Below are 24705 nucleotides of genomic sequence, written 5' to 3' on the forward strand. Positions count from 1 at the left end.
GGCGGGGCTTCGGGCTCGGGCGCACGCGGGGCCGCGGTGGCGGGCTTGGGCGGAGCGACGCGCTCGACGGTCGGCTCGGTCACCGCGCGGGCCATCTGCGGGGCGGGATCGTCCGGCGTCAGGCTCATGCCGACCGCGACAGACAGGGACACCACGAATGTCACCACCGCGGCGGCCAGCACCGACACCAGCGTCGCCGTCGGCGACAGCCTGCGCCGCTTCGGCGCGGCCTCGGCGTCCAGGATCGACACCGCCGAACCGGACGCCAGCGCCGCTCCGCGGGCCAGCGCGAGCTCGGCCTCGGCCGCAGTGACCACCGGAACCTCGAGGCGTTCCTCGACAGCGGCCACCACGCCCGCGACGTCACCGGAACCGACCACGAAGACTGCGTCGGGATCCAGGCCGTCGACGTCGGCGAGTGTGGACGGGTCGACGCGGTCGGCCGTCACCCCGTCCGGGGTCACCGCGGCGATCACCGAGGCTCCCGGCTCGGCGACGCACACCACCACGCGTTCCAGGCCGGCGAGGTCGGCGATACCGCAGGCCAGCGCTTCGGCGGCTTCGACGTCGGACACCGCGATCACGTTCTCGACCGCGCGGTCGGTCAGCGCCTGCCAGACGGCGCTTGCGATGCGCTCCGCGTCGCTGGTCCAGGTCAACCCGAGGGCGTGCACCGGCCGGTCCAGCAGCGCGCCCACCAGGGTTTCGGCACTGAAAGCAGGGTCGACGGGAACGGTGCCGCGGTCAACGGTGCGGCTCTCTGCGCCCGTCGCGTCGTCGACGAGGACCCAGCGGATCGATGACGCCGTCATCGACAAACCGAGTACGAGGTCCATGTATTAGCTACCAATCTTCCTGAGACTGGTTCTCGACATTACCGCGACCGCCCGCGAGCGCACAGTCGCCGGCACCCCGGACCCCGGGGGCTCCCGGGCACTCCCCTGCCGAGATTGCATCTACGCAGGGGTTTTGCGCCCGGACGCCGCATGGAATGCGGTTTCGGCGAAGAGGTCAGTCCGACAAGCGGAGGCGGGCCACCTCGGCGGCGCCGTTGCCGGTGATCAGCCACAGCGCGGTCAGGCTCTCGATTTCGACGAGCACCGAGATCACCGCCGGATCATGCAGCAGGCGTTCACCCGCACCGCGCTGAACGGCTATCTGGAGCTCATGCAGCCCAGTATCGACCGGATGCTGAGCACATGGCCTGCGGCACAGACACTTCCGTTCTACGACGCGATCAAACACCTGCTCCCCGAGCAGGCCACCGAGGTGTTCGTCGGCGCCCCCCTGGGTCCCGAATCCGACCGGTTGTCCGCCGATTTCCACGCCACGGTGCGAAGACTACTTCCGCAAGCAGCTTCCCGACCGCCGCGCTGATCCCGGCAACGACCTGTTCTCGATGCTGTGCGGCAGCCGCGATGACGACGGCGTGCGCTTCAGCGATCAGGACATCGTCAACCACATGATCTTCCTGCTGATGGCCGCCCATGACACCAGCGCGATCGCGCTGTCCATGCTCGCCTTTGAACTGGGCCGGAACATCTAGTGGCAGAACGCGTTACGCGAGGAGGCCTGGGCCGTCCCGACGATGCCCCCGCCGGCACGTTGTTCCGGCAGGCCGTGAAAGACACCGAGGTCGCCGGCTATTACCTCCCGCGGAAGTGTCAGGTGGCCATCAAGGTCTACGCGTCGATGCGGTTGCCGAACTGGTGGGACAACCCGGACCAGTTCGATCCCGGTCGGTTCACCTCCGGACGTGGTGGGCACGACGTCAGCCGCTATGTGTTCGCACCGTTCGGCGGCGGCGCGCACAAGTGCATCGGCCAGCAGTTCGCCGACATGACAGTCAAAGCGGCAACCTGGGTGTGGATACGGCCGCGGCCGCCAGTTGACTGCCGGCGTCGCTCCTGGACTCCGGTCCGGGCCCGCCGAAAGTGCATTCCGGTAGGTCGTGACTCGGACTTTGCCCTCCTGGAATGCACGTTCGGCGAGGACAGGCGCGGGAATCGGGCGCGGGAGAGAAACTCAGCCGCGACGCTGTTCCGCGCGCGTTCAGAGGGCTACCGTCGAAGGTATTCGATGAAGGAGTTCGTCATGGGCGACGACCACAAAATCTCAGAAGCACTCAAGCACAAAGGCTGCAGGTGCCGCTGCGCCGGCTGCAAATCCGAGGGGCACTGCCACAACGTCGCCGCCGGTTGCAACGTACCGCGGTGACCAGCCTCAGCGTCTAGTTCGCCGCTGATCGCGCAGGGTCAGATGGGGGTGACGAGTTCGCCCGTCTTCAGGTAGCTGTCGAGGTTGCGCAGGGTGAGCGCTTCCATCGCCGCCCGGGTCTGCACCGTGCCGCTGCCCACGTGGGGCAGTAACACGACGCTCTCGAGGGCGAACAACTCCTCGGGCACCTGCGGTTCGTCGGCGAAGACGTCGAGGCCCGCCCCGGCCAGCCGACCCTCCACCAGCGCCGAGACGAGTGCGTCCTGGTCGACGACGCTGCCGCGGGCGATGTTGATCAGATACCCGTGCGGGCCGAGCGCGTCGAGAACATCGCGCCCGACCAGCCCCCGGGTGCCGTCACCGCCGGCGGCAGCCACGATCAGCACATCCACCGTCGAGGCCAGCTCCACGGGCGACGCCGCGTAGCCGTACGGCGAATCCGCTACCTCGCGGCGGTTGTGGTAGCTGATCGCGCAGCCGAAAGCGCTGAGCCGCAACGCGATCGCCGTGCCGATCCGGCCCATCCCGAGGATGCCGACGTTGGTGTTGCTGACCTGGCGGGTCAACGGGTACATGCCCTCCACCGGCCAACGACCCTCCCGCACATAGCGATCCGCGGCCGAGAACCGGCGCAGCGTGTCGATCATCAGGCCCACCGCGGTGTCGGCCACACAGTCGGTGAGCACGTCCGGCGTATTACTCACCGCGACCCCGCGGGCCGCCGCGGCGTCGACGTCGACGGTGTCGTAACCGACGCCGAAGTTCACCACCGCACCCAGATTGGGCAGCGACTGCATCAGCGCGGCATCCACCCCGGTGCGCCCCGACGTGACGATCGCGGTGATCTCGGCGCCGCGCTCAGTGAGGAACTCGGTGCGTTCGGCAAGGTCGGTGGGCAGTTGCCACGCCGCATAGTCCTCGGCCAGTGTGCGGGCCAGGGACGGCATCAGCGGCCCGACCTGCAGGACGCAGCGATTCTGTGCGGTGCTCATAGTCCGACCCACGGTACGGCCACGTTCGGATACCGGTCTACGTCCTGTTTCGTCGCGCTCATCACCGTTACCATCGACTCGATGACGACCCGGCTCGAAATCCAGCGCCGCGACATCCGACAGACGCACTGGCAGGACGCCCCGTCCCCCGCCCTGGGCGACGGCGCGGTCCGGATGCGCATCGACAAGTTCGCACTGACGGCCAACAACATCACCTACGCCGGCCTCGGCGACCTGATGAACTACTGGCAGTTCTTCCCGACCGGCGATCCGACCACCGGCTCGCTCCCGGCATGGGGATTCGCCACCGTTGCGGAGTCGCGCCGGCCCGGAGTGGAGACCGGGGACCGCTTCTACGGCTACTACCCCGTGGCCGACGAGGTCGTCCTCCAACCCGATCCGGTCGACGACGCCGGGTTCACCGACGCCGCCGAGCACCGCAACGCCCTGCACCCGATCTACAACCGCTACGTGCGCTGCAGCACCGATCCCGGATACGTCGCCGCCTACGAGGACCACCAAGCCCTGCTGCGGCCGCTGTTCTCCACATCGTTCATGCTCGACGACTTCCTGACCGAGAACCGGTTCTTCGGCGCCGACACCGCGATCCTGTCCAGCGCGTCGAGCAAGACCGCCTACGGCACCGCGTTCTGTCTGTCGCGCCGCGCCGGTGCGGCGCGGACCGTCGGGCTCACCTCGACGGCGAACCTGGACTTCGTCCGCTCGCTGGGCTGCTACGACGACGTCCTGACCTACGACGACATCGACTCCCTGCCCGAGACGTCCGCGGTGTACGTCGACTTCAGCGGCAGCACGTCGACGCGGGCCGCGGTTCACCACCGGCTGGGTGAGCGGCTGGTCTACGACTGCGCGGTCGGCGGCACGCACTGGGACAGCCTCGGCCGTGACGACGATCTGCCCGGTCCCGCCCCCGTGCTGCTCTTCGTCCCCGACCGGCTGACCAAGCGCATCGCCGACTGGAGCCGGGCCGGCCTGCTGGAGCGCCTGGCGGGCGCGTGGCTCGCGTTCATGGAACCGGTCACGCGCACCGGCGATCCGTGGCTGACCGTGGTGCCGGGGCACGGCCCGGACGCCGTCGACGCCTGCTACACCGCGTTATTGGACGGCGCGGTCCCCGCCCGCGAAGGCCACGTCCTGTCGGTGTGAAGCCGTGCGCGCGAACTCCGTCGGCGAGCATCCCGCCACCCGGGCGAACGCGGTCGTGAACGCGGTCGCCGACTGGTAGCCCACCTGCTGCGCCACCTGCGCCACCGACGGCCTCTCTCGCCGGAGAAGATCCTTGGCCAACGCCACCCGCCACTCCAGCAGATACTGCATCGGGGGCACTCCTATTGTCCGCGTGAATCTTTGAGCGAACACCGCCCGCGACACCGCCGCTTCCCGGGCGAGCCGCTCGACGGTCCAGCCGTGCCCGACGTCGGCGTGCAGTCGCCGCAAGGCCGGCGCGAGCACCGGGTCGGTCAGTCCGGCGATCAGACCACGCTGCGGGACACCGAGATCGGTGGCGGTGTGCACCCGCATCGCTTCGATCAGCAGCACCTCGACCAGCCGCTGCAGGATCACGTCACGGCACGCGCCGTCGGCGTCGGCTTCCTCGGTGATCAGCTCGACGAGGCGGTGCAGGCGCTGTGCTCCCGGTCGGTCGGCGCGCACCAGGATCGACGGCGGCAGCAACGCGACCAGCAATGCCGCATTCGCCGGGTCGAACCGGAAGTAGCCGCCTAGCATGCGCATGGTGACCGCGTCCGACTCCGCGCCGTGCCGGGTATGACGTGAATGGTCAAGCGCGCTGGGTGTCGGGGTGATGTCCCGATCGGCTCCCAGCGTGAACCCCGGGGTCTGCGGCAGCAGCAGGAAGTCGCCGGCACCCAACTCGACGGTGTCGAGACCGTCGGCGTCCAGCCGGCACGAGCCCTCCAGCATCAGACAGAACGCGGGACCGCCGAACCGGGGCTTGCGTACGCTCCACCGGCCGCCGCCGGATATGACCTTCGGCAGCACCGCCTCCGGCCGCAACAGCGACATCAGCACTTCCATCGGATCGGCGTCGCCCACCCCGCCGACGTTAGCGTGTCATCACCCGCGCGTGGCACGGGTCGGGACAGCGCAATCAGGCCAGCGCCACCGCATCGGCTCCAGCTGGATACTTGAGCCGGTCGGAGGTGTCGGTGGCGGCGAGAAAGACGACGTCGGCGACGTCCTGTGGGGTGGTCACCATCCCCGGCGTTTCGAACGACGCCATCACCGGTGCGGCGAACGCCTCGTACTCGCCGGGAATCAGATCCGCCATCCGGTGAGAACCGTTGTGGGCGAACCGGGTCGACGGACCGTACCCGGGAGCCACCAGCTTGACCCGCACGCCGAAGAACCCTAGCTCCAGCGCCAGCGAGCCCGTGAAACCCTCGACCGCCGACTTGCTCGCCGTGTACGCGGCGGCCAGCGGCATCGCCGCCAGGGTGACGCTCGAGGTGACGTTGACGATGGCGCCGGATCGCCGCGCCCGCATCTGCGGTATGACCGCCTGCGTCGTCCTCATCACGCCGAACGTGTTGGTCTCGAACAGCTCCCGGATGGTCTGCGACGGAGTGGCCTCGAACGCGCCGACGGCGCCGATCCCGGCATTGTTGACCAGCACATCGATCGGGCCCGCGGCCTCGACCGCTGCGGCGACGCTGTCGGGATCGGTCACGTCGAGCGCGACGATGCGCAGCCGGTCCGACGGGGGAAGCACGCCCTCGCGCGGAACGCGCATGGTGGCCACGACATTCCAGCCTTCGTCAAGGAAGCGTTGAGCCGTCGCCAGACCGTAACCCGACGAGCAGCCCGTGATAAGCACTGTGTTCATGAACGAAAGTCAAGCCGCCACAGGCTCTGCGAGCAACGCCGCAGCGTCCGGAAGTCCTTCGCGATCGTCTTGCGACTAGCCGGCGCCGGCCACCTCACCCCACGACTCGAGCCGCTGCATGACGATCTCAGTCCACACCTTCGATGTCGAGATCGACTGGCTCTGCACAGGATGCCCGCCTTCGGCAGCGGCCACCGGCCTGCCCATCCCGCGGTACTCCCACCCGGCACCTCGCCACAGCTGAGGATCCAGCCAGTTCCTGCCGTCGATGATCCTTCGGCTGCCCACCACGCCGTCCAGGTCTGCCGGACGCAGGTCCCGGAACTGCTGCCACTCGGTGAGTACCAACACCGCATCAGCACCCTGGCAGGCTTCGACGGCGTCGCCCGCGTAGTCGAAGTTCGGGAACACACCGCGCGCATTGTCCATCGCGTACGGATCGAAGACGCTCACCGAGGCGCCTTCGGCGTGGAGGTGGCCGGCCACGTTGAGCGCGGGCGAGTCGAGGACGTCATCGGAATCCGCTGTGTACGCCGCCCCCAGTACCGCGATCCGTGCTCCCGTGAGCCGGCCGCCCAGCACGCTGCTGGTCAACTCGACCATCTTCGACCGGTGTCGCACGTTGATGCTGTCCACCACGCCGAGCAGTGCCAGCATCTCGTCAGACCCGGCCTGGCCGGCTCGGGCCATGATCGCGCGGACGTCGCCGGGCAGTGCTCCCCCGTAACCAACCCCGGCTTCGAGCAGATTCCGCCCGATCCGCCTGTCACGTCCCACCGCATCGGCGACGACGCCGATATCCGCCCCGACGCCGTCGCACATGTCGGCAACGGCATTGGCAAACGAGACCTTCATCGCCACAAAGGCGTTCGTCACCGACTCAACCATCTCCGCGGTGGCCAGGTCGGTGACCAGAAATGGCGTGCCCGCATCGACGAACCTGGCGTAGACAGCTCTGAGCACCCGTTCGGCGTAGTTCAGCCGATCGCTCTCGATGCCGAGCACGATCCGGTCCGGCGCCAGCGCGTCCTGCACCGCATGGCCCTTGCGCAGAAAATCCGGATTCCAGCCCACGTTCACGGCATAGCCGGCCGGCGCCAGGTGCCTGATCCGGGCGCTCACCTGCCTGGCTGTGCCCACCGGTACGGTCGACTTCCCGATGACCACTGCCGGGCTGGTTAATCGGGGCGCCAACTCGTCGATGGCCGCGTGCAGCGCACCGAGGTCCGCACCAGGCCCGCCGTATTTCTGCGGGACCGGCACCGTGAGGAAGTGGATTGATGCGAGTGCAACGGCCTCATCGTAGGAGGACGTGAAGGACAACCGGGAATCGTCCAGATGCCGCCGCAGCAGCTCCGCCAATCCTGGTTCGTAAAAAGGTAATTCACCGTTGCGTAGCCGGTCGAGCCGGCCGGCGTCGGGGTCGACCACCTCGACGTCGTGCCCGAGTTCGGCCATGCAGGCCGCGTGCGTGACACCGAGGTGGCCGGCACCGAACACCGCGATCCGCGCCATCCGCGCTCAGACCCGTCCGAGATCGTCGGCGAGGCCGCCCGGCAAACACATGTGACAGTCCATGCTGGGCGAAACCCCTCTCCTGCAAGTGGATCCGGCTGGACCGGTGAGCGACGCCCTTGCGGATGCCTCAGCTAACGCTCCGACCACCCTGCTCACTATCCGGTCATACCGGCGAGGGGTACATAGACCTTTGGAGCCAATTTCGGCCCCGCACAGGACTAGTTCTCTGACGCGGTCTCGGCGTACCGGACCGTCCGGAACCGGGCGGCAGCCTCGGCCCGATTGGTGACGCCCAGCTTCGTCAGGACGCTGTGCACATGGTTCTTGACCGTGTGGACGGCGATACACAAGCGCTCGGCGATGTCCCGGTTCGACATCCCCATCTCAAGCAACCGGAGAATCTCGACCTCGCGGGCCGTCAGGACTAGTTCCTTGGCCATCGGCTCGCGTGCCGACGCGAGGCTGGACAGCCGGCGCAGCAGGACCGCCGACACTTGCGGCGAACACAGCATCTCACCGCGGGCAACCTTGGTCATCACCGTGAGCAGATCGTCGAACGATTCGGTGCGGAGGTGGTACCCGGCGACGCCGGCTTCCGCGCAGGCGATGATCCCGTCGTCGTCGTCTTCGGCCATCCCCAACACGATCACCCGGGCGTGCGCGTTCATCTCGAACACCGCGTGTAACAGCACGACACTGTCGCGGGTGTTGATGTTGAGCAGCACGAGTCCGGCAGGCGCCGAGCTGAGCGCCGTGCACAGCGAAGGAAGATCCCAGGCGACCCCCACCGTCCGCGCGCCGTTGGTCCCGAACACCGCCGCCAGGTTCTCCCTGTTCAGGGTGCTGTCGTCGATGATCAGAACACTGGTGTCGTACAACGCGCGGGTACCGTCACCGGCCACGGCAACACTGGGCGCGCCCTCGGTGATGTCCGGTATGGACACCGGCAGCGGCTGCCAGGGCAGACCACCACGCACCGTGTCGCGGAGCGGACTCATCCCGATCGGACGCTGGTACACACATTCGGCCGCCGCGCCGTGCCCGTCACGCCCCGGCCGTCTCCGCACCGCCACCAATGTCGAGCGTGGCCCGGCCCCCGCGTCAGCCGATTTAGCTGATGCCCGTTCAGTTTCCCCGACTCGGATTGACATTTCCTACCCCCCATAGGCTCTTTCGCCGTCCCACGATCTTTGGACGCAACGTAATTCTGGCTTACTTCAGTGGTGGCTGTCGCTCTTTTCGCCCCCGTAAATGTTCAAGTCCTTGCACATGCGGGTAGTTGCCGGACAATCCCATTAGCGTATGCGCATCTCGCCACCAAGCGCTCCAGCAAGCCGGGTTGTAACCGGATTTGTCTTTAGACCTATCGTTCTAGCAGGACTTTTAAGATTCTCAGGATCTACGCGAAGTCTCGCCCACGGTCTCGCTCTTAAGTACCAGCCCCGGCCTAGCTCTCAAAAATCGTTTGCTGGTTTTGCAAAGACCGTCGCAAACTGGCCTCGGCGCCGCCATGTCGAAACTTCGCCTGAGCAGGCCGCACACCGCGCCACAGCAAGCTCAAGCGCCCCACAGGACGTGAGAACCCAGCACTCAGCAGCTCTCCAGACTCCTGGATAGCTCACCAACCCGTCGTCTACGCCGCGTCGGCGGCGTCACCGTCCCCCGGTTCCGACGCGCCCCCGATGGCGGCGGAAGGCTCAACCGCGGCATCGTCCGAGACCTGGTCCGCCGCGTCCTGTACCTGGTCGGCATCATCGTGCAGCTGATCGGCCTCCTCGGCCTCCTGCGCTTCCAGCGCGTCCTCGGCTTCGCGGACGTCCTCTTCAGCTATCGACGCCGCCTCGTCGTCGACCGCACCAGACGTCTCGATGTCGTACCCATCGACTTCGTCGGGGTCGGGTGTTTGAGCAGCCTCGTCGTCACCGACGTGATCGGAGACGTCACCTCCGCGCTGGTGCCCGGATTCATCGTGGGAAGCCGCCACCGGACCGTCGATCGCGGCCGGCTCATCGACAGTCACCTCGGCCCTGCTGAGCGGTCTCAACGGCGCGAAGAACTTGGCCCGGGTCGGCTCACTGTAATCGCTTCTGTCATAGGCTAACTCGATGAACTTACGCAACGGCGCGTCCAGCGCCGCGATGATCGAGGCGGGCAGCAGCGCGGTCAGCGGCATGAGTAGCGGCACCGGGTAGGTCTTGACCACGTAGTAGTGCGTGTTGGAGCCCGCGTGGAACTGGTAGTGGTCCGGATCGCCGGACGCCTTCGCGGCTTCCAGGTCGGCGGCGGTCAGTTCCATCTGAGTGTTGCCGTGTACCAACACTATTCCCATGACAGCGTTGGCCAGCGCGATCGGATTCCACAGGTAGGTCGGGAAATCCGCCCAGCCGTCGTACTGGCGCACGATGTCGTAGGTCGGGTCCCCGTTGTCGGGTGTCGCACCGTCGAACGTGAAATCCAGGATCGGGATCGTGATGCCCTTGAAGCGTGACAGCACGCCTCCGTTGGGCCGGTTGGGGTTGGCGACCAGGAGATAGGTGTGGCCGGTGTGGGTCTGCTTGTACCGTGACGCGACGACCGCGCCCTGGGAGAAGCCGAAGATCAGGTCACCGGCGGCCGGCGCCCCGGCTTCCAGCAGTGCGACGCCCTGCCGGACCGACCGATTGAAGGTCAGGTCCCGGAAGCCCCCGTGGGAGACGGGCCAGAAGCCTGCGCTGTAGTCGACTTTCTCGTAAGGCAGGTCCGGCGGCGTCACGTCCACGCCGTCGACCACCCGACCGATGAAATCGCCGAACATCGCGTCCGGCGGCACGTAGCCGATTCTCGTGCCCGGCAGGTAGTGCAGCGACGCAACCAACTGCGGGGCGGCCGAAAGGGTGGGCGTCACCCCCAGCAGCGCGGCGGTCAGCGCGACACCCGCCGTCCCCAGCGCCGACAACGCAGCTCCCACATGCTTCCTGGCCATGCCGTCCCCTCAACGTCGCCCGAGTTCGCGCGTCGAGTGTATGACGAAGGGTTTGCTGCCGCGAGGCTTTCAACGACTGCGGTCGCCGATCCCAGCCGACGGACGCAGGTGTGCCGGCCTGGGCGGTCAGGAAGAGTGACGTTGCGGCCCGAGACGGGTGATCGAGAAACTCGGTGCATACAGTTCAGCGAGGCACGGACATCGCGTGTACCCGAGTTCGCGGTGACTCTCGCGAGGAGGCGACATGGGAATCAGGCGCACACGCCCGGCACGTGAGCAGGGTCGGTGGCTTGGCGTTTGCCCCGGGGGTTCGGCGCGGCGGTGGCGAGAACAACGGGTCGGTGTCAGTCTGACCACAACGCGTTTGACGGCGTGCCGCCGCGGGAACCTTGGCGCCACGCACGACCCGTAGGAGGTGGAGATGTCCGGCCCGAAAGCACTGACCAGGGTGCTCGACTTCTGCCGCGCCGGCTACCCGACCGCCGGCGTTCCGGCCCACGGCCACGTCCCGCTGCTGGCCCTGTGCTCGCGGAGCTCCGAGGCTGCGCTCAGCCCGCCCGCACCAGCTCGACAACGGGGATGACGCGCGTCGTCTTCCGCTGGTAATCACCGAACTGCGGCTCGCGCTCCACATGCTTGGCGTAGATCTCGTCGCGCTCGGGCCCGTCGAGGACGCGGGCCGTCGCCAGGTAGGTCTCGCTGCCCAGCTCGACGGTGACGTTCGGGTTGGCGACGATGTTGCGATACCAGTCGGGGTGGGTGTCCGCGCCGCCCTTGCTGGCGAAGACGTATACGCGCCCGTCATCGAGCAACGCAACCAGCGGGGCGATGCGCTCCTTGCCGGACTTCGCGCCGACGTGGTGGACCAGCACGAGCGGCTTGCCTTCGAACACCCCGCCGGCCTTGCCGCCGGTGCGGCGGAACTCGTCGATCACCGGACGGTTCATCGCGTCGAACGCTGCTTTGTCCATGAAGGCTCCTTCGGTCGCATCGGGCACCACCCGTTACCTACCGCCGGATACGGGCGCATATTCCCGCGAGCACTGCGATCGGAGAAAGAAATCAGGCCCCCTCGAAAGGGGGCCTGACCAGTGTGGCAGGTACAGGATTCGAACCTGTGTAGGCGTTAGCCGACGGATTTACAGTCCGCTCCCATTGGCCGCTCGGGCAACCTGCCTGGATGCTGCTCGTGCGCTGCACAGCGCGCACAGCAGAATACAACGAGGACGGTGCCCGACTACAAATCGTGCGGTGGGGGGCGGTGTCCGGCCGGTCGTGAGCAGCGACCAAGATGGAGCCAGGTACCGAACCACGAGGGAGGGACGAGTCCAATGGCGGATTCATCGTTCGACGTCGTCAGCAAGGTCGACCGCCAGGAAGTCGACAACGCGCTCAACCAGGCCGCGAAGGAGCTGTCGACCCGCTTCGACTTCCGCGGGACCGACACCACGATCGCCTGGAAGGGCGAGGAGGCCATCGAGATCGTGTCCTCCACCGAGGAGCGCGTGAAGGCCGCCGTCGACGTGTTCAAGGAGAAACTGGTCCGGCGCGACATCTCGATGAAGGCGTTCGACGCTGACGAACCGCAGGCCAGCGGCAAGACCTACAAGGTCAGCGGCACCCTGAAGCAGGGCATCTCCAGTGAGGACGCCAAGAAGATCACCAAGCTCATCCGCGACGAGGGCCCCAAGGGCGTCAAGGCGCAGATCCAGGGCGAAGAGATCCGCGTCAGCTCCAAGAAGCGCGACGACCTGCAGGCCGTCCAGTCGCTGCTGCGGGGCGCCGACCTCGACGTCGCGCTGCAGTTCGTCAACTACCGCTGACCCTGTTGCGTGACCGCACGGCGATTTCCGGGCCGGATGTCGCCGTGTGGTCACGCAAGTCAGCGCAGCACGCCGCTGATACCGGCCGCGGTGCCGGCGTCGATCTCGTCGAACAGCCGCAGCAGCCGCCTGATCAGCGTGGTGAAACCGGGTTCGAACCGTTTCAGCAGCGCCGGGGACGCCGGGGCGATGGCGTGGCCGGCGTCGGTCACCGTCCACCCCGCCCCGCGCAATGCGGCCACCAGATCGGTCAGCCCGTCGCGCGTCGCGACGAGGTGCGCTCCCCCGCCCGCCAGCGCGCCGCGCACCTCGGCGAGCCGCTGCCGCAGACGCAGCTGCGCGGCGAGGTTCTGTTCGGCCTGAGCGATCGTGGCCTCACCCGCCCCGCCCTGCCATGCGCGCCGCAGCCGCTGCACCGATCCGCGCTGCTCGGCGATCAGTGCGTCGAGTTCGTCGATCTTGGCGCCCAGTTCGCTCGCCGCGGCGGCCAGGCTCCGCACGTCCGTAGCCTCCACCGTCGATACCGTGAACGGCACCAGCCACCCCCTCAGCAGTCGGCTCCCATTATCGCCGCCGCCGGACGGGGGTCGGCGCACCTGTTCGAAATCCACCCTCGCCCCGGGTTTCCCGCCCTAATGTGATCTCCCATGGCACCAGCGCAGCGTGAACCCAGAGTCGTCGTCCTCGGGGGCGGATCGTGGGGAACCACCGTCGCCTCCATCTGCGCCAGGCGCGGGCCGACGTTGCAGTGGGTGCGCTCGCAGGAGACCGCCGACGACATCAACGACAACCACCGCAACTCGAAATACCTTGGCGAAGAAGTGGAATTGACGCCCACGCTGCGCGCCACCACCGACTTCTCCGAGGCCGCCGAATGCGCCGACGTCATCGTGATGGGCGTGCCGTCGCACGGTTTCCGCGGCGTGCTGACCGAACTGGCGACCCAGCTGAGGCCGTGGGTTCCGGTGGTGTCGCTGGTGAAGGGCCTCGAGCAGGGCACCAACTACCGGATGAGCGAGATCGTCGACGAGATCCTGCCCGGGCACCCGGCCGGAATCCTGGCCGGGCCCAACATCGCCCGCGAGGTCGCCGAAGGCTATGCCGCAGCCGCGGTGCTCGCGATGCCCGACCAGCATCTGGCCGCCAACCTGGCACAGTTGTTCCGCACCAAGCGGTTCCGCACCTACACCACCGATGACGTGGTCGGTGTCGAGATGGCCGGAGCGCTCAAGAACGTGTACGCGATCGCCGTCGGCATGGGCTACTCGCTGGGCATCGGCGAGAACACCCGGGCCATGGTGATGGCGCGCGCGGTCGCCGAGATGTCCAAACTCGGGGTCGCGCTCGGCGGCAATCGCGACACGTTCGCGGGCCTCGCCGGCATGGGCGACCTGATCGTCACGTGCACGTCCCAGCGCAGCCGCAACCGGCACGTCGGTGAACAGCTCGGCCAGGGCAAGTCCATCGACGAGATCATCGCGGCGATGAACCAGGTCGCCGAGGGCGTCAAGGCCGCCAGCGTGGTGATGGAGTTCGCCGAGAAGTGCGGCATCTCGATGCCGATCGCGCGCGAGGTCGACGGCGTGGTCAACCACAGCTCGACCGTCGAGCAGGCCTACCGTGGGCTGGTCGCCGACAAGCCCGGCCACGAGGTGCACGGCTCCGGTTTCTGAGCCTCGGGTCAGCCGGTGGTGGGCCACACCCCGGACTGATAGCTCAGCTTGAGCAGCTTCAGGTAGATCAGGGTCTGCACGTCGGTCACCGCGTCGAGGGTGCGGATCGAGCCCTCGATGACGCTCAGCAGATGCGCGCCGTCGCGGGAGGTCACCTCCACCAGGACGTCATAGGCGCCCGCCGTGGCGACCGCGAAGGTCACCTCAGGCACGTTCCGCAGCGCTGCGGCGACCTCATCGACCCCGCCGTCGGTCTTGACCAGCAGCATCGAGGTGAATCTGCCGGGGCCCACCGGGTTGGTGACCGCGACGATCTGCATGTGGCCCTGCTCGATCAGCTTCTGCAGGCGCTGCCGGACGGTGGCCTCCGAGACCCCGACCTCCTTGGCGATCGCCGCGTAGGACTTGCGGCCGTCCGACCGCAACGAGTCGACTATCGCGGCTGAAACTTTGTCCAGCGCGCCTTCGGTTTCATCCGCCACCTTCGCCCCCGATCAGTGATGTCTTCCGTGGATTCACTCAACAATAGGGCCAAATCATTACTGATTCCGTGATCTGCACGGCGAATTGTTTTGTTTTCCGCGACGAAACATGCGGAAAACAAACTAAGGTCATCGTTTGTCGGAGTTGTTTCGACCATGTGAGGGATCACCGATGAGCACACGGGCCGGTTGGGTTCGCGCACTGCTGCCCGGCACCACGTGGCTGACGTGCTTCTATTTGATTCCCCTGGCCCTGATCCTGGCCGCGGCGGTGGCCACCCCCGACATGATCGGCCGCCCCGTCTACGGCTTCAGCACGGCCAACTTCGCGCTGGTCTTCCAGTCCACCTACCTACCGGTGGTGGCACGCACCTTCGCCTACGCCGTGCTGGCCACCGCGGTGTGCCTGCTCATCGGGTACCCGTGCGCCTACGCGATCTCGCGGTACGGCGGACGGGCCAAACCCGCCCTACTGCTGGCCGTGCTGGTGCCGTGGCTGGCCGACTACCTGATCCGGATCTATGCCTGGGTGCAACTGCTGGGCCGCGAAGGCCCGGTCAACTCGCTGCTCGCCCGGTTCGGGATCGGACCGGTCAACCTGATCGGCAACCCGTACGCACTCAACCTCGGCCTGGTCTACAGCTTCCTGCCGTTCATGATCCTGGCGGTGTTCCTTGCGGTCGAGCGCGTCGACTGGCGGCTCGTCGACGCCGCCCACGACCTGAACGCCGGTCCGTGGCGGGCGTTCCGCACGGTCGTCGTCCCGCTGACCGTCGGCGGCATCGCCGCCGGCTGCCAACTCGTGTTCCTGCTCAGCCTCGGCGACTTCGCGATCGCCCAGTTCCTCGGCGGGTCGACGTACCTGATGGGCAACCTCATCCGCGACCAACTCGCCACCGCCGGATCACTGCCGTTCGGCGCGGCACTGACCGCGACCCTGCTCGCCGGCATGGTCACGTTCATCGCACTGGCCTATCTGGTCGTCAGCGCCGGCCGGGCGCTGCGCCGGACCCGGGTGCGCCGTGGGTAGGCGCATGCCGGTCGGGCTGATGCTGGTGCTGGCCGTCACGCTGGTGTTTCTGGACCTGCCACTGGTCGTCATCGTGCTGTTCTCGTTCAACTCCTCGTCGTCGCTGTCGGAGTTCGAGGGTTTCAGCACCCGCTGGTACCGGCAGGCGGCCGAGAACCCGGACATCCTCGCCGCGCTGGGCCTGAGTCTGACCGTCGCCGCCGCGGCGACGGTGATCGCGGTGGTGCTGGGCTGTCTGCTGTCCTACGCATTCGTGCACGGCAGGCGCCGGGTGACCCGCCCGGTCGAAGCCGTCGCGATGTCGACGCTGGTGACACCGGAGCTGGCCACCGCGGTGGGACTGATGACACTGTTCACCACCGCGCAGTTAGCCCTGTCCACCCTGACGCTGATCATCGGACACGCCACCTTCGTCCTGGTCTATGTCACCGTGCTGGTCGGCAACAGGCTGCGCACCCTGGACCCGCGGCTGGAAGAGGCCGCCGCCGACCTCGGGGCCGGACGGCTGCGCACCTTCGCGACCGTGATCCTGCCGCAGCTGCGGTCGGCCATCGCCGGCGCCGCCGCCCTGTCCTTCGTGCTGTCCTTCGGCGACTTCGTCACCTCGGTGTTCCTGTCCGGCACCGAGATCGCGCCGCTGCCCGTGCGCATCTACGGAATGCTGCGGTTCGGCCTGTCCCCCGAGATCAACGCGATCGGCACCGCGATGATCGTCCTCACCGTTCTTCTCGGCGTCACCGGCCTCTGGCTGCAACGCTCCCGCCGATCCACCACCACCTCAAACCCTCTGTAGCACAACTTATTAGGAGCATGAATGTATCGAACGACGCGGCGTGACTTCCTGTTCATGACCGGCGCGGGAGCCGCCGCGCTGTGGCTGGCGGGATGTGCCAAGGAGTCGTCGCCGGGGACCGCCCTGGAACCACCGAAGGCTGAGATCGACGGCGACCTGGCCTATTACGCACCGACCGGGTACGTGCCCGACGACGTGATCGCCGGATTCGAGAAGGAATACGGCGTCAAGGTCAACCAGACCTACTTCTCGACCGTCGACGAGATGATCCAGAAACTCGGCGCCGGCGCCGCCTACGACATCACGTTCATGCCGTCGAACTTCTTCGCCCGCGCCACCGCGGCCAACCTGCTACTGCCGATCGACCATTCGGTGATGAGCAACTGGTCCGAGGTCACCGACCTGTTCCAGGATCCGCCGTTCGAACCCAAGGCCGAGCACCTGGCCGGCCCCTACGCGATGGGCGGGATCGGGCTGGCCTACCGCAAGAGCAGGGTCGAGGGCCTGACCGGATCGTGGAACGACCTGTGGACGCTCGCGCCGCGACTGGACCGGCGCGCCTTCATCTTCGACGACGTCACCGTGTCGATGACGATGGCGCTGGCCCGTCTCGGGCTGCCCACCGACACCAGCGACGCGGGCGAGCTCAATCAGGCCGCCGACGCGCTGATCGAGTTGCGCAAGAGCCTGGGCGGTTTCGGCAGCTCGGCCGGGGAGAAACTGGCCAACGGCGAGGCCGACCTGTTGATGAACTACACCGGCGCGACGTTCTCCACGCTGAAGGAGGCGTCCTTCGCCGACGACATCGGGTTCGAATTCTGCCGGGAGACCCTGGCTTTCAACTCCGACTGCCTGGCGATCCCGTCGGCGGCCAAACATCCCGGCACCGGCCTGATGTTCGCCGACTACCTGTTGCGCCCGGACAACATGGCCAAGATCGTCGACTTCGTCGGCTACCCGATCGCGACCGAGGCCGGCATGGCCGCCTACGACACCTTGGTCGCGCAGTACCCGTTCCTGACCTACGACCCGGCGGTGCTGTCGAATCCGGATGTCTGGCTCGCCGCGCTGCAGGATCAGCAGCTCACGGCCTGGAATCAGGCCTGGACCCGCGTCAAGGCCTCCGCGTGATGCGCACCGCCCATCCCGAGGTGGACTCAGCCCGGCTCCGGCAGTTCATCTCGCGGACCTACGCCGACGCCGCCGCCGAACCCACCGTGCACGCGTTCACCGCCGCCGAGTACGAGAGGCGCAGAGCCGCGCTGCAGGACGCCGCGCGCCGAGCCGGGCTCGATCTGGTCCTGGTCAGCTCACCTGACGCCATGTGCTGGCTGCACGGCTACCAATCCCGCTGGTACCGCGCACAATCGTCGACCCGGTGGCCGCCCTTCCAGTGCACCGTGCTGCACGTCGGCTCCGGCCGCTACGTCGTCTACGACGTCGAGCACCACGCCGATCTGATACGGCGCACCTCCGTGGCCGAGGACGTGGTGCTCTCCCGCGACGACGACGGCGACGCGGTGCTGCGGCTGATCATCGACGACCTGCTGGTGCGCGGCTGGCTCGACGGCACCGTCGGCATGGAATTCCACAGCCACGTGCCCAACCGGGCCACCAGCGAGATCATCGAGGTGGCACTGCGTTCCGCAGGCTGCCGGGTCGTCGACGCCAGCGCGGTGACCCGCTCGGTGCGGCTGGTCAAGTCGGCCGCCGAGATCGCGGTGATCGAACGTGCCGCGGCGATCTGCGACACCGGCCTGCGCGCGCTGCAGGCCGAGGTCCGCGTCGGGATGACCGAGAAACAGGCCTGGGGAGTGATGATCTCGGCGATGGCGCAGGCCGGTGGAGAACCCGCTGCACTGCACGAGTCGGTGGTGGTCGGCCCGATCGAGCTGGGCCACGCCTACGCGTCCGACCGGGTGATCCGGCGTGGTGACGTGCTCTGCGCCGACCCGTGCGGCGTGGTCGACCGCTACCACGCCAACATCGAGCGCTGGTTCGTCGTCGGCCAGGACCCGACCGACGAGCTGTACCGGCTGGCCGAGATCGAGGCCGCCGCGTTCGCCATCCTGTGCGACCGCGCCGCCGACGGAGTGCGCGTCTGCGAGGTCACCGCCGAGATCGAGAACCTGTTGCGGGACAACGGACTCTGGGGGTTGCACGACTGGAACGGCGGCTACGAACTCGGGCTGTCCTTCCCACCCGACTGGGTCGGCGAATGGACGTTCACGGTCGGCGAACCGAGCGAGGACATCTTCCGGACCGGTGTGGTCACCAACTACGAGAGCATCGTGTTGTACCCGATGATCGACACCGTGGTGTTCGGTGAACACGGCGCCCGCACCCTGTCCACCCTTCCCCTCGACGTGCTGCGGACCGGATGATCGCCGACACCGTCTTCATCGGCCGGGTGTTCACCGCCGACCCGGCCCGCCGCTTCGCCGAGGCCGTCGCCGTCACCGACGGGGTGATCGTCGCCGTCGGCGATCGCGCAGAAGTGTTGTCCCACTACCGGTCCGGCGTCACCGAGATCGTCCACTCCACCGGCCTGATCTGCCCGTCGTTCCACGACGCCCACATCCACCTGCTGGAAGGCTCGCTGTTCGACCTGTGGGTCAACCTGCACGACACCGACCCCGCCGACTATCTCACCGTCGTCGAACGCACCGCCCTGCCACTGCCCGGGCATGCGTGGGTACGCGGCGGCGGGTGGTCGATGTCGGCGTTCCCGCAGGGCAATCCCGATGCCGCGGCGCTCGACACGGTGACCGGTGGCCGCCCCGCGTACCTGACCGCCCGGGACGGCCACAGCGCCTGGGTGAACTCCGCGGCACTGCGCCTGGCCGGAATCGATTCGCACACACTCGATCCCGCGGGTGGCCGGATCGAACGCGACGAGCGCGGCGAACCCACCGGCGCGCTGCACGAGACCGCGATGCGGCTGGTGGCCTCCCGGATGCCGGACATCACCGCCGACGAGTGGGCGGCCGCCCTGGCGTCGGGTCAGCGTTACCTGCACTCGCTGGGCATCACCGGCTGGCAGGACGCGCGACTGTCCGCGCCGATGCTGGCCGCCTACCTCGACGCCGAACAGGCCGGCTCCCTGCAGGGCCGGGTGACCGCGGCCCTGCACTGGGACCCCGCCAGGGGCACCGACCAGATCACTGACCTGCGCGAACTTCGCGACCAGGCCAAGGGCCGACTCGTCGGCGCGGGCATGGTCAAGATCTTCGTCGACGGCGTGGTGGAGAACCTGACCGCCTCGCTGCACGAGCCCTACCGGTGCAGCCACTCGGTCGGGGCGCCGCTGTTCGATCCCGCAGAACTGCGCGACGCGATCGCCACCTGCGCCGACGCCGGCTTCTCGGTGCACGTGCACAGCATCGGCGATGCGGCCACCACCTCGGCGCTGGACGCGTTCGCGCACAGTCACGATCCGGCCTCGGGACTCCGTCACCAGATCTGCCACCTGCAGGTGGTGCGCAGCGCCGACATCGGGCGGTTCGCCGAACTCGGTGTCATCGCCAACGTCCAGGCGCTGTGGGCGTGCCGCGACGAGCAGAACGTGACGCTGTGCCGTCCCGCGCTCGGCGCGGAACGGTTCGAGGCGCAGTACCCGTTCGGCGACCTCGCGCGCGCCGGCGCGACGTTGGCCTTCGGCAGCGACTGGCGGGTCAGCACGCCCGACCCGCTGCCGCAGATCGAAGTGGCCGTCACCCGGCGCCCGCCCGGCGACCTGGACACGGCCCCGCTGGGCGGTGCGCAGTCGCTGGACCTGACCACCTGCCTGCTCGGCTTCACCCGCCACGCGGCGTACGCCGCCGGGGTCGACGCGCATACCGGCTCACTGACGGTCGGACGCTCCGCCGACATCGTCGTCCTCGACACCGACCCCTACACCGTGGACGACCACGAGATCGGCCGCATCGATGTCGCCGCCACCTACTTCGAGGGCCGGCCCGTGTACACGACTAGTTGAAGTACGGGTTGGTGCCCTCGGGACGGGCGAGCAGCGGGTTGGTCGCGTTGACGATCCACGAGCCGCCCGGGCTGACGACGAAGCCGGCCTGGTTACGACTGTCCACGCACGAGGTCAGGGTGCCGTCCCCGCCGCAGCTGACGGTGCCGAACGACAGCCGGGTGTTCGGCGGCAGTTCGTTGACCGGCCCGCCGAAGATCGGCGCCGGCGAGGAGGCCCAGCCGGGCACCCCACCGGTCACGCCGCTGACCACATTCGCCCCCTGCGGCGCACCTGGCAGCACGCCGTTGCAGCCATAGCCGCCCGAGCGCTGCAGCATGCAGGTCAGCCCGTTGGAGCTGAACGCGTACGCGCTGCCTTCCAGCACCGCGTAGTCCTTGGGGCTGGCCGGCGGAAAAGCGTTGATGTTCGGCGCAGGCGGGGGTGGTGGGGGCTCAGGCTGCGCCGCGGCCAGACCGGACGCGTTGAGGACTGCGGCCGCGGCGACACACCCGGCACCGACGATTCTGCTGCGCACCTTCACAGCCTAGATGTCGCCGAACGGGCCGGCAGTGTTAGCGGACCGGTCAGAACCGGCCCGGATCCCGGTAATGATCGGGGCCGGCCATCGCCTCCAGCCGGGCGATCCGGTCGGCGACCGGCGGGTGGGTGGAGAACATCTTGCCGATCTTCTCGCCGGCCCGGAACGGGTTGGCGATCATCAGGTGGGCCTGGTCGGCCAGCTGCGGCTCCGGCGGCAGAGGGGCGCGCTCGACGCCGGCGCTGATCTTGCGCAGCGCGCTGGCCAACGCCAGCGGATCGCCCGTCAGCTCGGCGCCGGACTGGTCAGCCTGGTACTCACGCGAGCGCGACACCGCCATCCGGATCACCGTCGCGGCGATCGGGCCGAGCAGCGAAACCAGAAGGATCGCAAAGGGATTCGTGCCGCCGTCCCGGTTACCGCCGAACATGCTGGCGAAGAACGCCAGGTTGGCAAGCGCGGTGATCACCGACGCCATCGCGCCGGCCACACACGAGATCAGGATGTCGCGGTTGTACACGTGGGACAGTTCGTGGCCGAGGACGGCGCGCAGTTCCCGCTCGTTGAGGATCTGCAGGATTCCGGTGGTGCAGCACACCGCGGCGTTGCGCGGGTTGCGGCCGGTGGCGAACGCGTTGGGGGCGGCGGTGTCGCTGATGTAGAGCCGGGGCATCGGCTGGCGCGCCGTCGTGGCGAGCTCGCGCACGATCTTGTACATCACTGGCGCCTGCATCTCGTTGACCGGCTGCGCGTGCATCGCCCGCAGGGCCAACTTGTCGCTGTTGAAGTACACATAGGCGTTCATGCCGATGGCGAACAGCACGGCGAGAAACATGATGTTGCGCCCGAACAGCGCCCCGACACCCACGATCAGACCTGAGAACACCACCAGCAACAGGAACGTCTTCGCCCTGTTGGCGTGCGGATGCCAAGTCATTACGGAGTCCTCCTCATCACACCTTCATGAGTCTTCGCCGGAACAACGACCGAGGACGCCGCCTGGTTCCGCGGACGTCAGCCGTGCCGGTTGACGGTGTACTGCACCAGCGTCGCCAGCGCCTGGCGACCGGGCAGGTCCGGAAGGGAGGCCAGTTCCTGTTCAGCCTGACGGGCGTAGGCGGCGACGGTCTCCTTGGCCTTGGCCATGCCGCCGGAGGCGCGCAGCAGGCGCAGTGCCTCGGCCAGGTCGCCGTCGTCGGTGACGGGGGCGGCGAGCAGTTCGCGCAGCCGGTCGGCGTCCGGGCCGGTCTCCCGCAGCGCGTAGAGCACCGGCAGCGTGTGCACCCCTTCCCGCAGATCCGTGCCCGGAACCTTGCCGGACTCGTCGGGGTCGCTGTCGATGTCGATGATGTCGTCGGAGATCTGGAACGCGGTGCCCACGATGCCGCCCAGTCGGGCCAGCCGCTCGATCTGCTCGTCGTCGGCGCCCGAGAACGTCGCACCGAAACGGCCCGACGCCGAGATCAGGCAGGCCGTCTTCTCGTAGACCACCTTCAGGTAGTGGTCCACCGAATCGACCTGGTCGGCGGCGCCGCGCGTCTCCCGCATCTGGCCGGTGACCAGCAGCGCGAACGTGTCGGCGATGATCCGCACCGCGTCCGGGCCCAGCCTGCTGACCAGGCGCGACGCCGTCGCGAACAGGTAGTCGCCTGCCAGGATCGCGATGTTGTTGCCCCAGCGGGCGTTGGCGCTGGGCGCACCGCGGCGCACCTGCGCCTCGTCCATCACGTCGTCGTGGTACAGCGTGGCCAGGTGCACCAGCTCGATCACCGCGCCGGCAACCGAGACCTGCCACGCGTCCGGCTCGGGCCCCAGATGCGCGGACAGCACCGTGAACAGCGGGCGGAACCGCTTGCCGCCGGCCTGGAACAGGTGCTGGACGGCCTCCGACATCAGCACGTCGGCCTTGCCGAGTTCCTCGGACATCAGAGCCTCGATACGGGCAACTCCGTCGCGGACATCCTGAGCGAATTCGGCGTCGCCGAAGTCCACTCCCGCCACCACGTTCGCCGGTGTCCTCACACAGCCAACATACTGGGAGCTATGGACTCGGCGGAGGACGGTGGGCCCATGCCCGCAGGGCAGGCGACGATGCGAGGATCCTCGGTCGCCGATGTCGTGGTGGTCGGGGCGGGTCCGGCGGGGTCGTCGGCGGCCGCCTGGGCCGCCCGCGCCGGCCGGGACGTGCTGGTGATCGACTCCGCGCAGTTCCCCCGGGACAAGGCGTGCGGCGACGGGCTGACCCCGCGCGCCGTCGCCGAGCTGCGCCGGCTGGGGCTGCAGTCATGGCTGGACGGGCGGATCGCGCACCGCGGGCTGCGGATGTCCGGCTTCGGCGCCGACGTCGAGGTGCCCTGGCCGGGCCCGTCGTTCCCGCCGGTCAGCAGCGCGGTGCCGCGCACCGAACTCGACGAGCGGATCCGGCTGGTCGCCGTCGATGAGGGCGCGAAGATGAAACTCGGCGTCAAGGCCGTCTCGGTGGAGAAGGATGCCACCGGCCGGGTCACCGGCGTGGTGCTCGATTCGGGCGAGGTGGTGCGCTGCACCGACCTGATCGTCGCCGACGGGGCGCGCTCCACGCTGGGGCGCGCGCTGGGCCGCGAGTGGCACAAGGAGACGGTCTACGGCGTGGCCATCCGCGGCTACATCGCCACCGCACGCAGCGACGAACCGTGGATCACGTCGCATCTGGAGCTGCGCTCCCCCGCCGGTGAGGTGCTGCCCGGGTACGGCTGGATCTTCCCGCTCGGCAACGGCGAGGTGAACATCGGCGTCGGCGCGCTGGCCACCTCGAAGCGGCCCGCCGACGCCGGGCTGCGGCCGCTGATGAACTACTACACGGGGCTGCGCCGCGACGAGTGGGGCTTCGAGGGCGACCCGCGGGCGGGGCTGTCGGCGCTGCTGCCGATGGGCGGCGCCGTGTCCGGGGTGGCCGGGCCGAACTGGATGCTGATCGGTGACGCGGCGGCGTGTGTGAACCCGCTCAACGGCGAGGGCATCGACTACGGGATGGAGACCGGCAGACTGGCGGCCGAGCTGCTCGGTTCCGGGCCGTACTCGGCGGCCTGGCCTGCGGTGCTGCACGAGCATTACGCGCGGGGATTCTCCGTCGCGCGGCGGCTGGCGCTGCTGCTGACGTTCCCGCGCTTCCTCCCCGTGGCCGGTCCGCCGGCGATGCGCTCGGCGGCGTTGATGAAGCTCGCGGTCCGGGTGATGGGCAACTTCGTCACCGACGAGGACGAGGATCTGGTCGCGCGGGTCTGGCGGGGCGCGGGCAGGCTGTCCGAGCGGATGGACGCCCGCCGGCCGTTCAGTTGAGCCCGCCCCCGGTTGCGCGAGCGTGCGCGTCTGCGGGCGACACGCCGTCCCCGTCGGTCACTTCACGCACGCTCGTCGGGCGACAGTGGTGACGTCCGTCTACCGCGCGCCGTTGCGGTCACGCCGTGACGACATCGATCCTGCGCTGACGTTCGAGCGCGCACTGTCGTTGGGGCTGTGCGGGTTCGGCGATCACGGCGACACCGAGCGCTTGGAGCGTCGTGTGCAGCGGTTCGCCGCGGCGCCGGACGGTTCGCTGGTGTGGACCCGCGGCCCCGAAGGGCTGTACTGGCTGGGGCGCCTGGCCGGCTCCTACTTCTACGACGCCGCCGGCGAGGGCGTCGACCTCGTCCACGTCCGTCCGTGCCGGTGGCTGGATTCCCCGGTCGACGAATCCCGTTGTCCGGCAGCCGTCGTCGCGACGTTCCGGCGGGGCGGACGCAACTTCCAGCAGATCCACGACGACCGCGTCGACGAGGAGTCGATGCGATTGTGGGGTGGCTGAGCGCAGTCGCCTGAAGTACGCGGTCCT

At 68.3% G+C, this 24705-nt stretch carries 26 protein-coding genes and 1 tRNA gene; 13 read left to right on the plus strand and 14 right to left on the minus strand.

Annotated elements, in window-relative coordinates:
• Window positions 1–812 (minus strand): DUF7159 family protein (locus tag MVA01S_RS04325; RefSeq protein WP_255251672.1); only part of this gene is annotated, 812 nt, incomplete at its 3' end.
• Window positions 813–1119: 307 nt separating this feature from the next.
• On the opposite strand from MVA01S_RS04325, the gene MVA01S_RS31865 reads away from it, so the two are divergent.
• From MVA01S_RS31865 to MVA01S_RS31875, 3 genes are read left to right on the plus strand one after another with little or no spacing between them, the layout of a single operon-like run.
• Window positions 1120–1377, plus strand: coding sequence for a cytochrome P450 family protein (locus MVA01S_RS31865; RefSeq protein ID WP_051015353.1), 258 nt, complete (start codon window positions 1120–1122; stop codon window positions 1375–1377).
• Between the two features lie 22 nt (window positions 1378–1399).
• Complete coding sequence (locus MVA01S_RS31870; protein ID WP_237024332.1) at window positions 1400–1546, plus strand: hypothetical protein; 147 nt, start codon at window positions 1400–1402, stop codon at window positions 1544–1546.
• Entirely contained in the window at window positions 1546–2217 is a 672-nt protein-coding gene (locus tag MVA01S_RS31875; RefSeq protein WP_255251674.1) for a cytochrome P450, read from the plus strand. The genes MVA01S_RS31870 and MVA01S_RS31875 overlap by 1 nt, the downstream gene beginning before the upstream one ends.
• A gap of 38 nt (window positions 2218–2255) precedes the next feature.
• Here MVA01S_RS31875 and MVA01S_RS04340 read toward each other — a convergent pair whose 3' ends face one another.
• Window positions 2256–3209: a 2-hydroxyacid dehydrogenase gene (locus MVA01S_RS04340; RefSeq protein ID WP_003932612.1), complete on the minus strand. Its 954-nt coding sequence runs from the start codon at window positions 3207–3209 to the stop codon at window positions 2256–2258.
• A gap of 81 nt (window positions 3210–3290) precedes the next feature.
• On the opposite strand from MVA01S_RS04340, the gene MVA01S_RS04345 reads away from it, so the two are divergent.
• Window positions 3291–4376, plus strand: a complete 1086-nt coding sequence (locus MVA01S_RS04345; RefSeq protein WP_003932613.1) for a DUF2855 family protein — start codon at window positions 3291–3293, stop codon at window positions 4374–4376.
• Here MVA01S_RS04345 and MVA01S_RS04350 read toward each other — a convergent pair.
• From MVA01S_RS04350 to MVA01S_RS04380, 7 genes are all read right to left on the minus strand, one after another.
• Window positions 4326–5285 carry an AraC family transcriptional regulator gene (locus MVA01S_RS04350; protein ID WP_003932614.1) on the minus strand — a complete coding sequence of 320 codons (960 nt, stop codon included), beginning with the start codon at window positions 5283–5285 and terminating at the stop codon, window positions 4326–4328. The genes MVA01S_RS04345 and MVA01S_RS04350 overlap by 51 nt on opposite strands.
• Before the next feature lie 55 nt (window positions 5286–5340).
• Window positions 5341–6075, minus strand: coding sequence for an SDR family oxidoreductase (locus MVA01S_RS04355; protein ID WP_040542644.1), 735 nt, complete (start codon window positions 6073–6075; stop codon window positions 5341–5343).
• Between the two features lie 75 nt (window positions 6076–6150).
• Entirely contained in the window at window positions 6151–7590 is a 1440-nt protein-coding gene (locus MVA01S_RS04360) for a UDP-glucose dehydrogenase family protein (protein WP_003932616.1), read from the minus strand.
• A 221-nt stretch (window positions 7591–7811) separates the two neighbouring features.
• Entirely contained in the window at window positions 7812–8591 is a 780-nt protein-coding gene (locus MVA01S_RS04365) for a LuxR C-terminal-related transcriptional regulator (protein ID WP_081529162.1), read from the minus strand.
• 635 nt (window positions 8592–9226) lie between these two features.
• Entirely contained in the window at window positions 9227–10555 is a 1329-nt protein-coding gene (locus MVA01S_RS04370; protein ID WP_003932618.1) for a PE-PPE domain-containing protein, read from the minus strand.
• A gap of 548 nt (window positions 10556–11103) precedes the next feature.
• Complete coding sequence (locus MVA01S_RS04375) at window positions 11104–11526, minus strand: nitroreductase family deazaflavin-dependent oxidoreductase (protein WP_003932619.1); 423 nt, start codon at window positions 11524–11526, stop codon at window positions 11104–11106.
• A 123-nt stretch (window positions 11527–11649) separates the two neighbouring features.
• Window positions 11650–11732 (minus strand) — tRNA-Tyr (locus tag MVA01S_RS04380).
• A gap of 154 nt (window positions 11733–11886) precedes the next feature.
• Between MVA01S_RS04380 and MVA01S_RS04385 the strand changes: the two genes are divergently transcribed.
• Window positions 11887–12378: a YajQ family cyclic di-GMP-binding protein gene (locus MVA01S_RS04385; RefSeq protein WP_003932620.1), complete on the plus strand. Its 492-nt coding sequence runs from the start codon at window positions 11887–11889 to the stop codon at window positions 12376–12378.
• A 59-nt stretch (window positions 12379–12437) separates the two neighbouring features.
• Here MVA01S_RS04385 and MVA01S_RS04390 read toward each other — a convergent pair whose 3' ends face one another.
• Complete coding sequence (locus MVA01S_RS04390) at window positions 12438–12893, minus strand: WXG100 family type VII secretion target (protein ID WP_237024328.1); 456 nt, start codon at window positions 12891–12893, stop codon at window positions 12438–12440.
• A gap of 132 nt (window positions 12894–13025) precedes the next feature.
• On the opposite strand from MVA01S_RS04390, the gene MVA01S_RS04395 reads away from it, so the two are divergent.
• Entirely contained in the window at window positions 13026–14051 is a 1026-nt protein-coding gene (locus tag MVA01S_RS04395) for an NAD(P)H-dependent glycerol-3-phosphate dehydrogenase (protein WP_003932622.1), read from the plus strand.
• Between the two features lie 8 nt (window positions 14052–14059).
• On the opposite strand, the gene MVA01S_RS04400 is transcribed toward MVA01S_RS04395, so the two are convergent.
• Entirely contained in the window at window positions 14060–14533 is a 474-nt protein-coding gene (locus MVA01S_RS04400) for an Lrp/AsnC family transcriptional regulator (RefSeq protein ID WP_003932623.1), read from the minus strand.
• A gap of 172 nt (window positions 14534–14705) precedes the next feature.
• On the opposite strand from MVA01S_RS04400, the gene MVA01S_RS04405 reads away from it, so the two are divergent.
• From MVA01S_RS04405 to MVA01S_RS04425, 5 genes are read left to right on the plus strand one after another with little or no spacing between them, the layout of a single operon-like run.
• Window positions 14706–15563: an ABC transporter permease gene (locus MVA01S_RS04405; protein WP_003932624.1), complete on the plus strand. Its 858-nt coding sequence runs from the start codon at window positions 14706–14708 to the stop codon at window positions 15561–15563.
• 4 nt (window positions 15564–15567) lie between these two features.
• Entirely contained in the window at window positions 15568–16356 is a 789-nt protein-coding gene (locus MVA01S_RS04410; protein WP_003932625.1) for an ABC transporter permease, read from the plus strand.
• Between the two features lie 21 nt (window positions 16357–16377).
• Complete coding sequence (locus MVA01S_RS04415; RefSeq protein WP_003932626.1) at window positions 16378–17487, plus strand: polyamine ABC transporter substrate-binding protein; 1110 nt, start codon at window positions 16378–16380, stop codon at window positions 17485–17487.
• Window positions 17487–18740 carry a M24 family metallopeptidase gene (locus MVA01S_RS04420; RefSeq protein ID WP_110765678.1) on the plus strand — a complete coding sequence of 418 codons (1254 nt, stop codon included), beginning with the start codon at window positions 17487–17489 and terminating at the stop codon, window positions 18738–18740. The genes MVA01S_RS04415 and MVA01S_RS04420 overlap by 1 nt, the downstream gene beginning before the upstream one ends.
• Window positions 18737–20335 carry an amidohydrolase gene (locus tag MVA01S_RS04425; protein WP_003932628.1) on the plus strand — a complete coding sequence of 533 codons (1599 nt, stop codon included), beginning with the start codon at window positions 18737–18739 and terminating at the stop codon, window positions 20333–20335. Before MVA01S_RS04420 ends, MVA01S_RS04425 begins: the two co-directional genes overlap by 4 nt.
• Here MVA01S_RS04425 and MVA01S_RS04430 read toward each other — a convergent pair.
• The 3 genes from MVA01S_RS04430 to grcC1 form a co-directional block, all read right to left on the minus strand.
• A complete protein-coding gene (locus MVA01S_RS04430) occupies window positions 20328–20858 on the minus strand; it encodes a hypothetical protein (protein ID WP_003932629.1) in 531 nt (176 codons plus the stop codon). The genes MVA01S_RS04425 and MVA01S_RS04430 overlap by 8 nt on opposite strands.
• Window positions 20859–20901: 43 nt before the next feature.
• Window positions 20902–21792 carry a zinc metalloprotease HtpX gene (htpX, locus tag MVA01S_RS04435; RefSeq protein WP_003932630.1) on the minus strand — a complete coding sequence of 297 codons (891 nt, stop codon included), beginning with the start codon at window positions 21790–21792 and terminating at the stop codon, window positions 20902–20904.
• Window positions 21793–21869: 77 nt separating this feature from the next.
• Window positions 21870–22877 (minus strand): nonaprenyl/(2E,6E)-farnesyl/geranylgeranyl diphosphat synthase, encoded by a 1008-nt coding sequence (grcC1, locus tag MVA01S_RS04440; protein ID WP_003932631.1) that lies wholly within the window; start codon window positions 22875–22877, stop codon window positions 21870–21872.
• 48 nt (window positions 22878–22925) lie between these two features.
• Between grcC1 and menJ the strand changes: the two genes are divergently transcribed.
• Window positions 22926–24173, plus strand: a complete 1248-nt coding sequence (gene menJ / locus MVA01S_RS04445) for a menaquinone reductase MenJ (RefSeq protein WP_003932632.1) — start codon at window positions 22926–22928, stop codon at window positions 24171–24173.
• Window positions 24174–24261: 88 nt separating this feature from the next.
• Window positions 24262–24678 carry a hypothetical protein gene (locus MVA01S_RS04450; protein ID WP_003932633.1) on the plus strand — a complete coding sequence of 139 codons (417 nt, stop codon included), beginning with the start codon at window positions 24262–24264 and terminating at the stop codon, window positions 24676–24678.
• Window positions 24679–24705 lie beyond the last annotated feature (27 nt).

Origin of the sequence: Mycolicibacterium vaccae NBRC 14118 = CIP 105934, from assembly GCF_001552715.1 — a bacterium.
Taxonomy (GTDB): domain Bacteria; phylum Actinomycetota; class Actinomycetes; order Mycobacteriales; family Mycobacteriaceae; genus Mycobacterium; species Mycobacterium vaccae.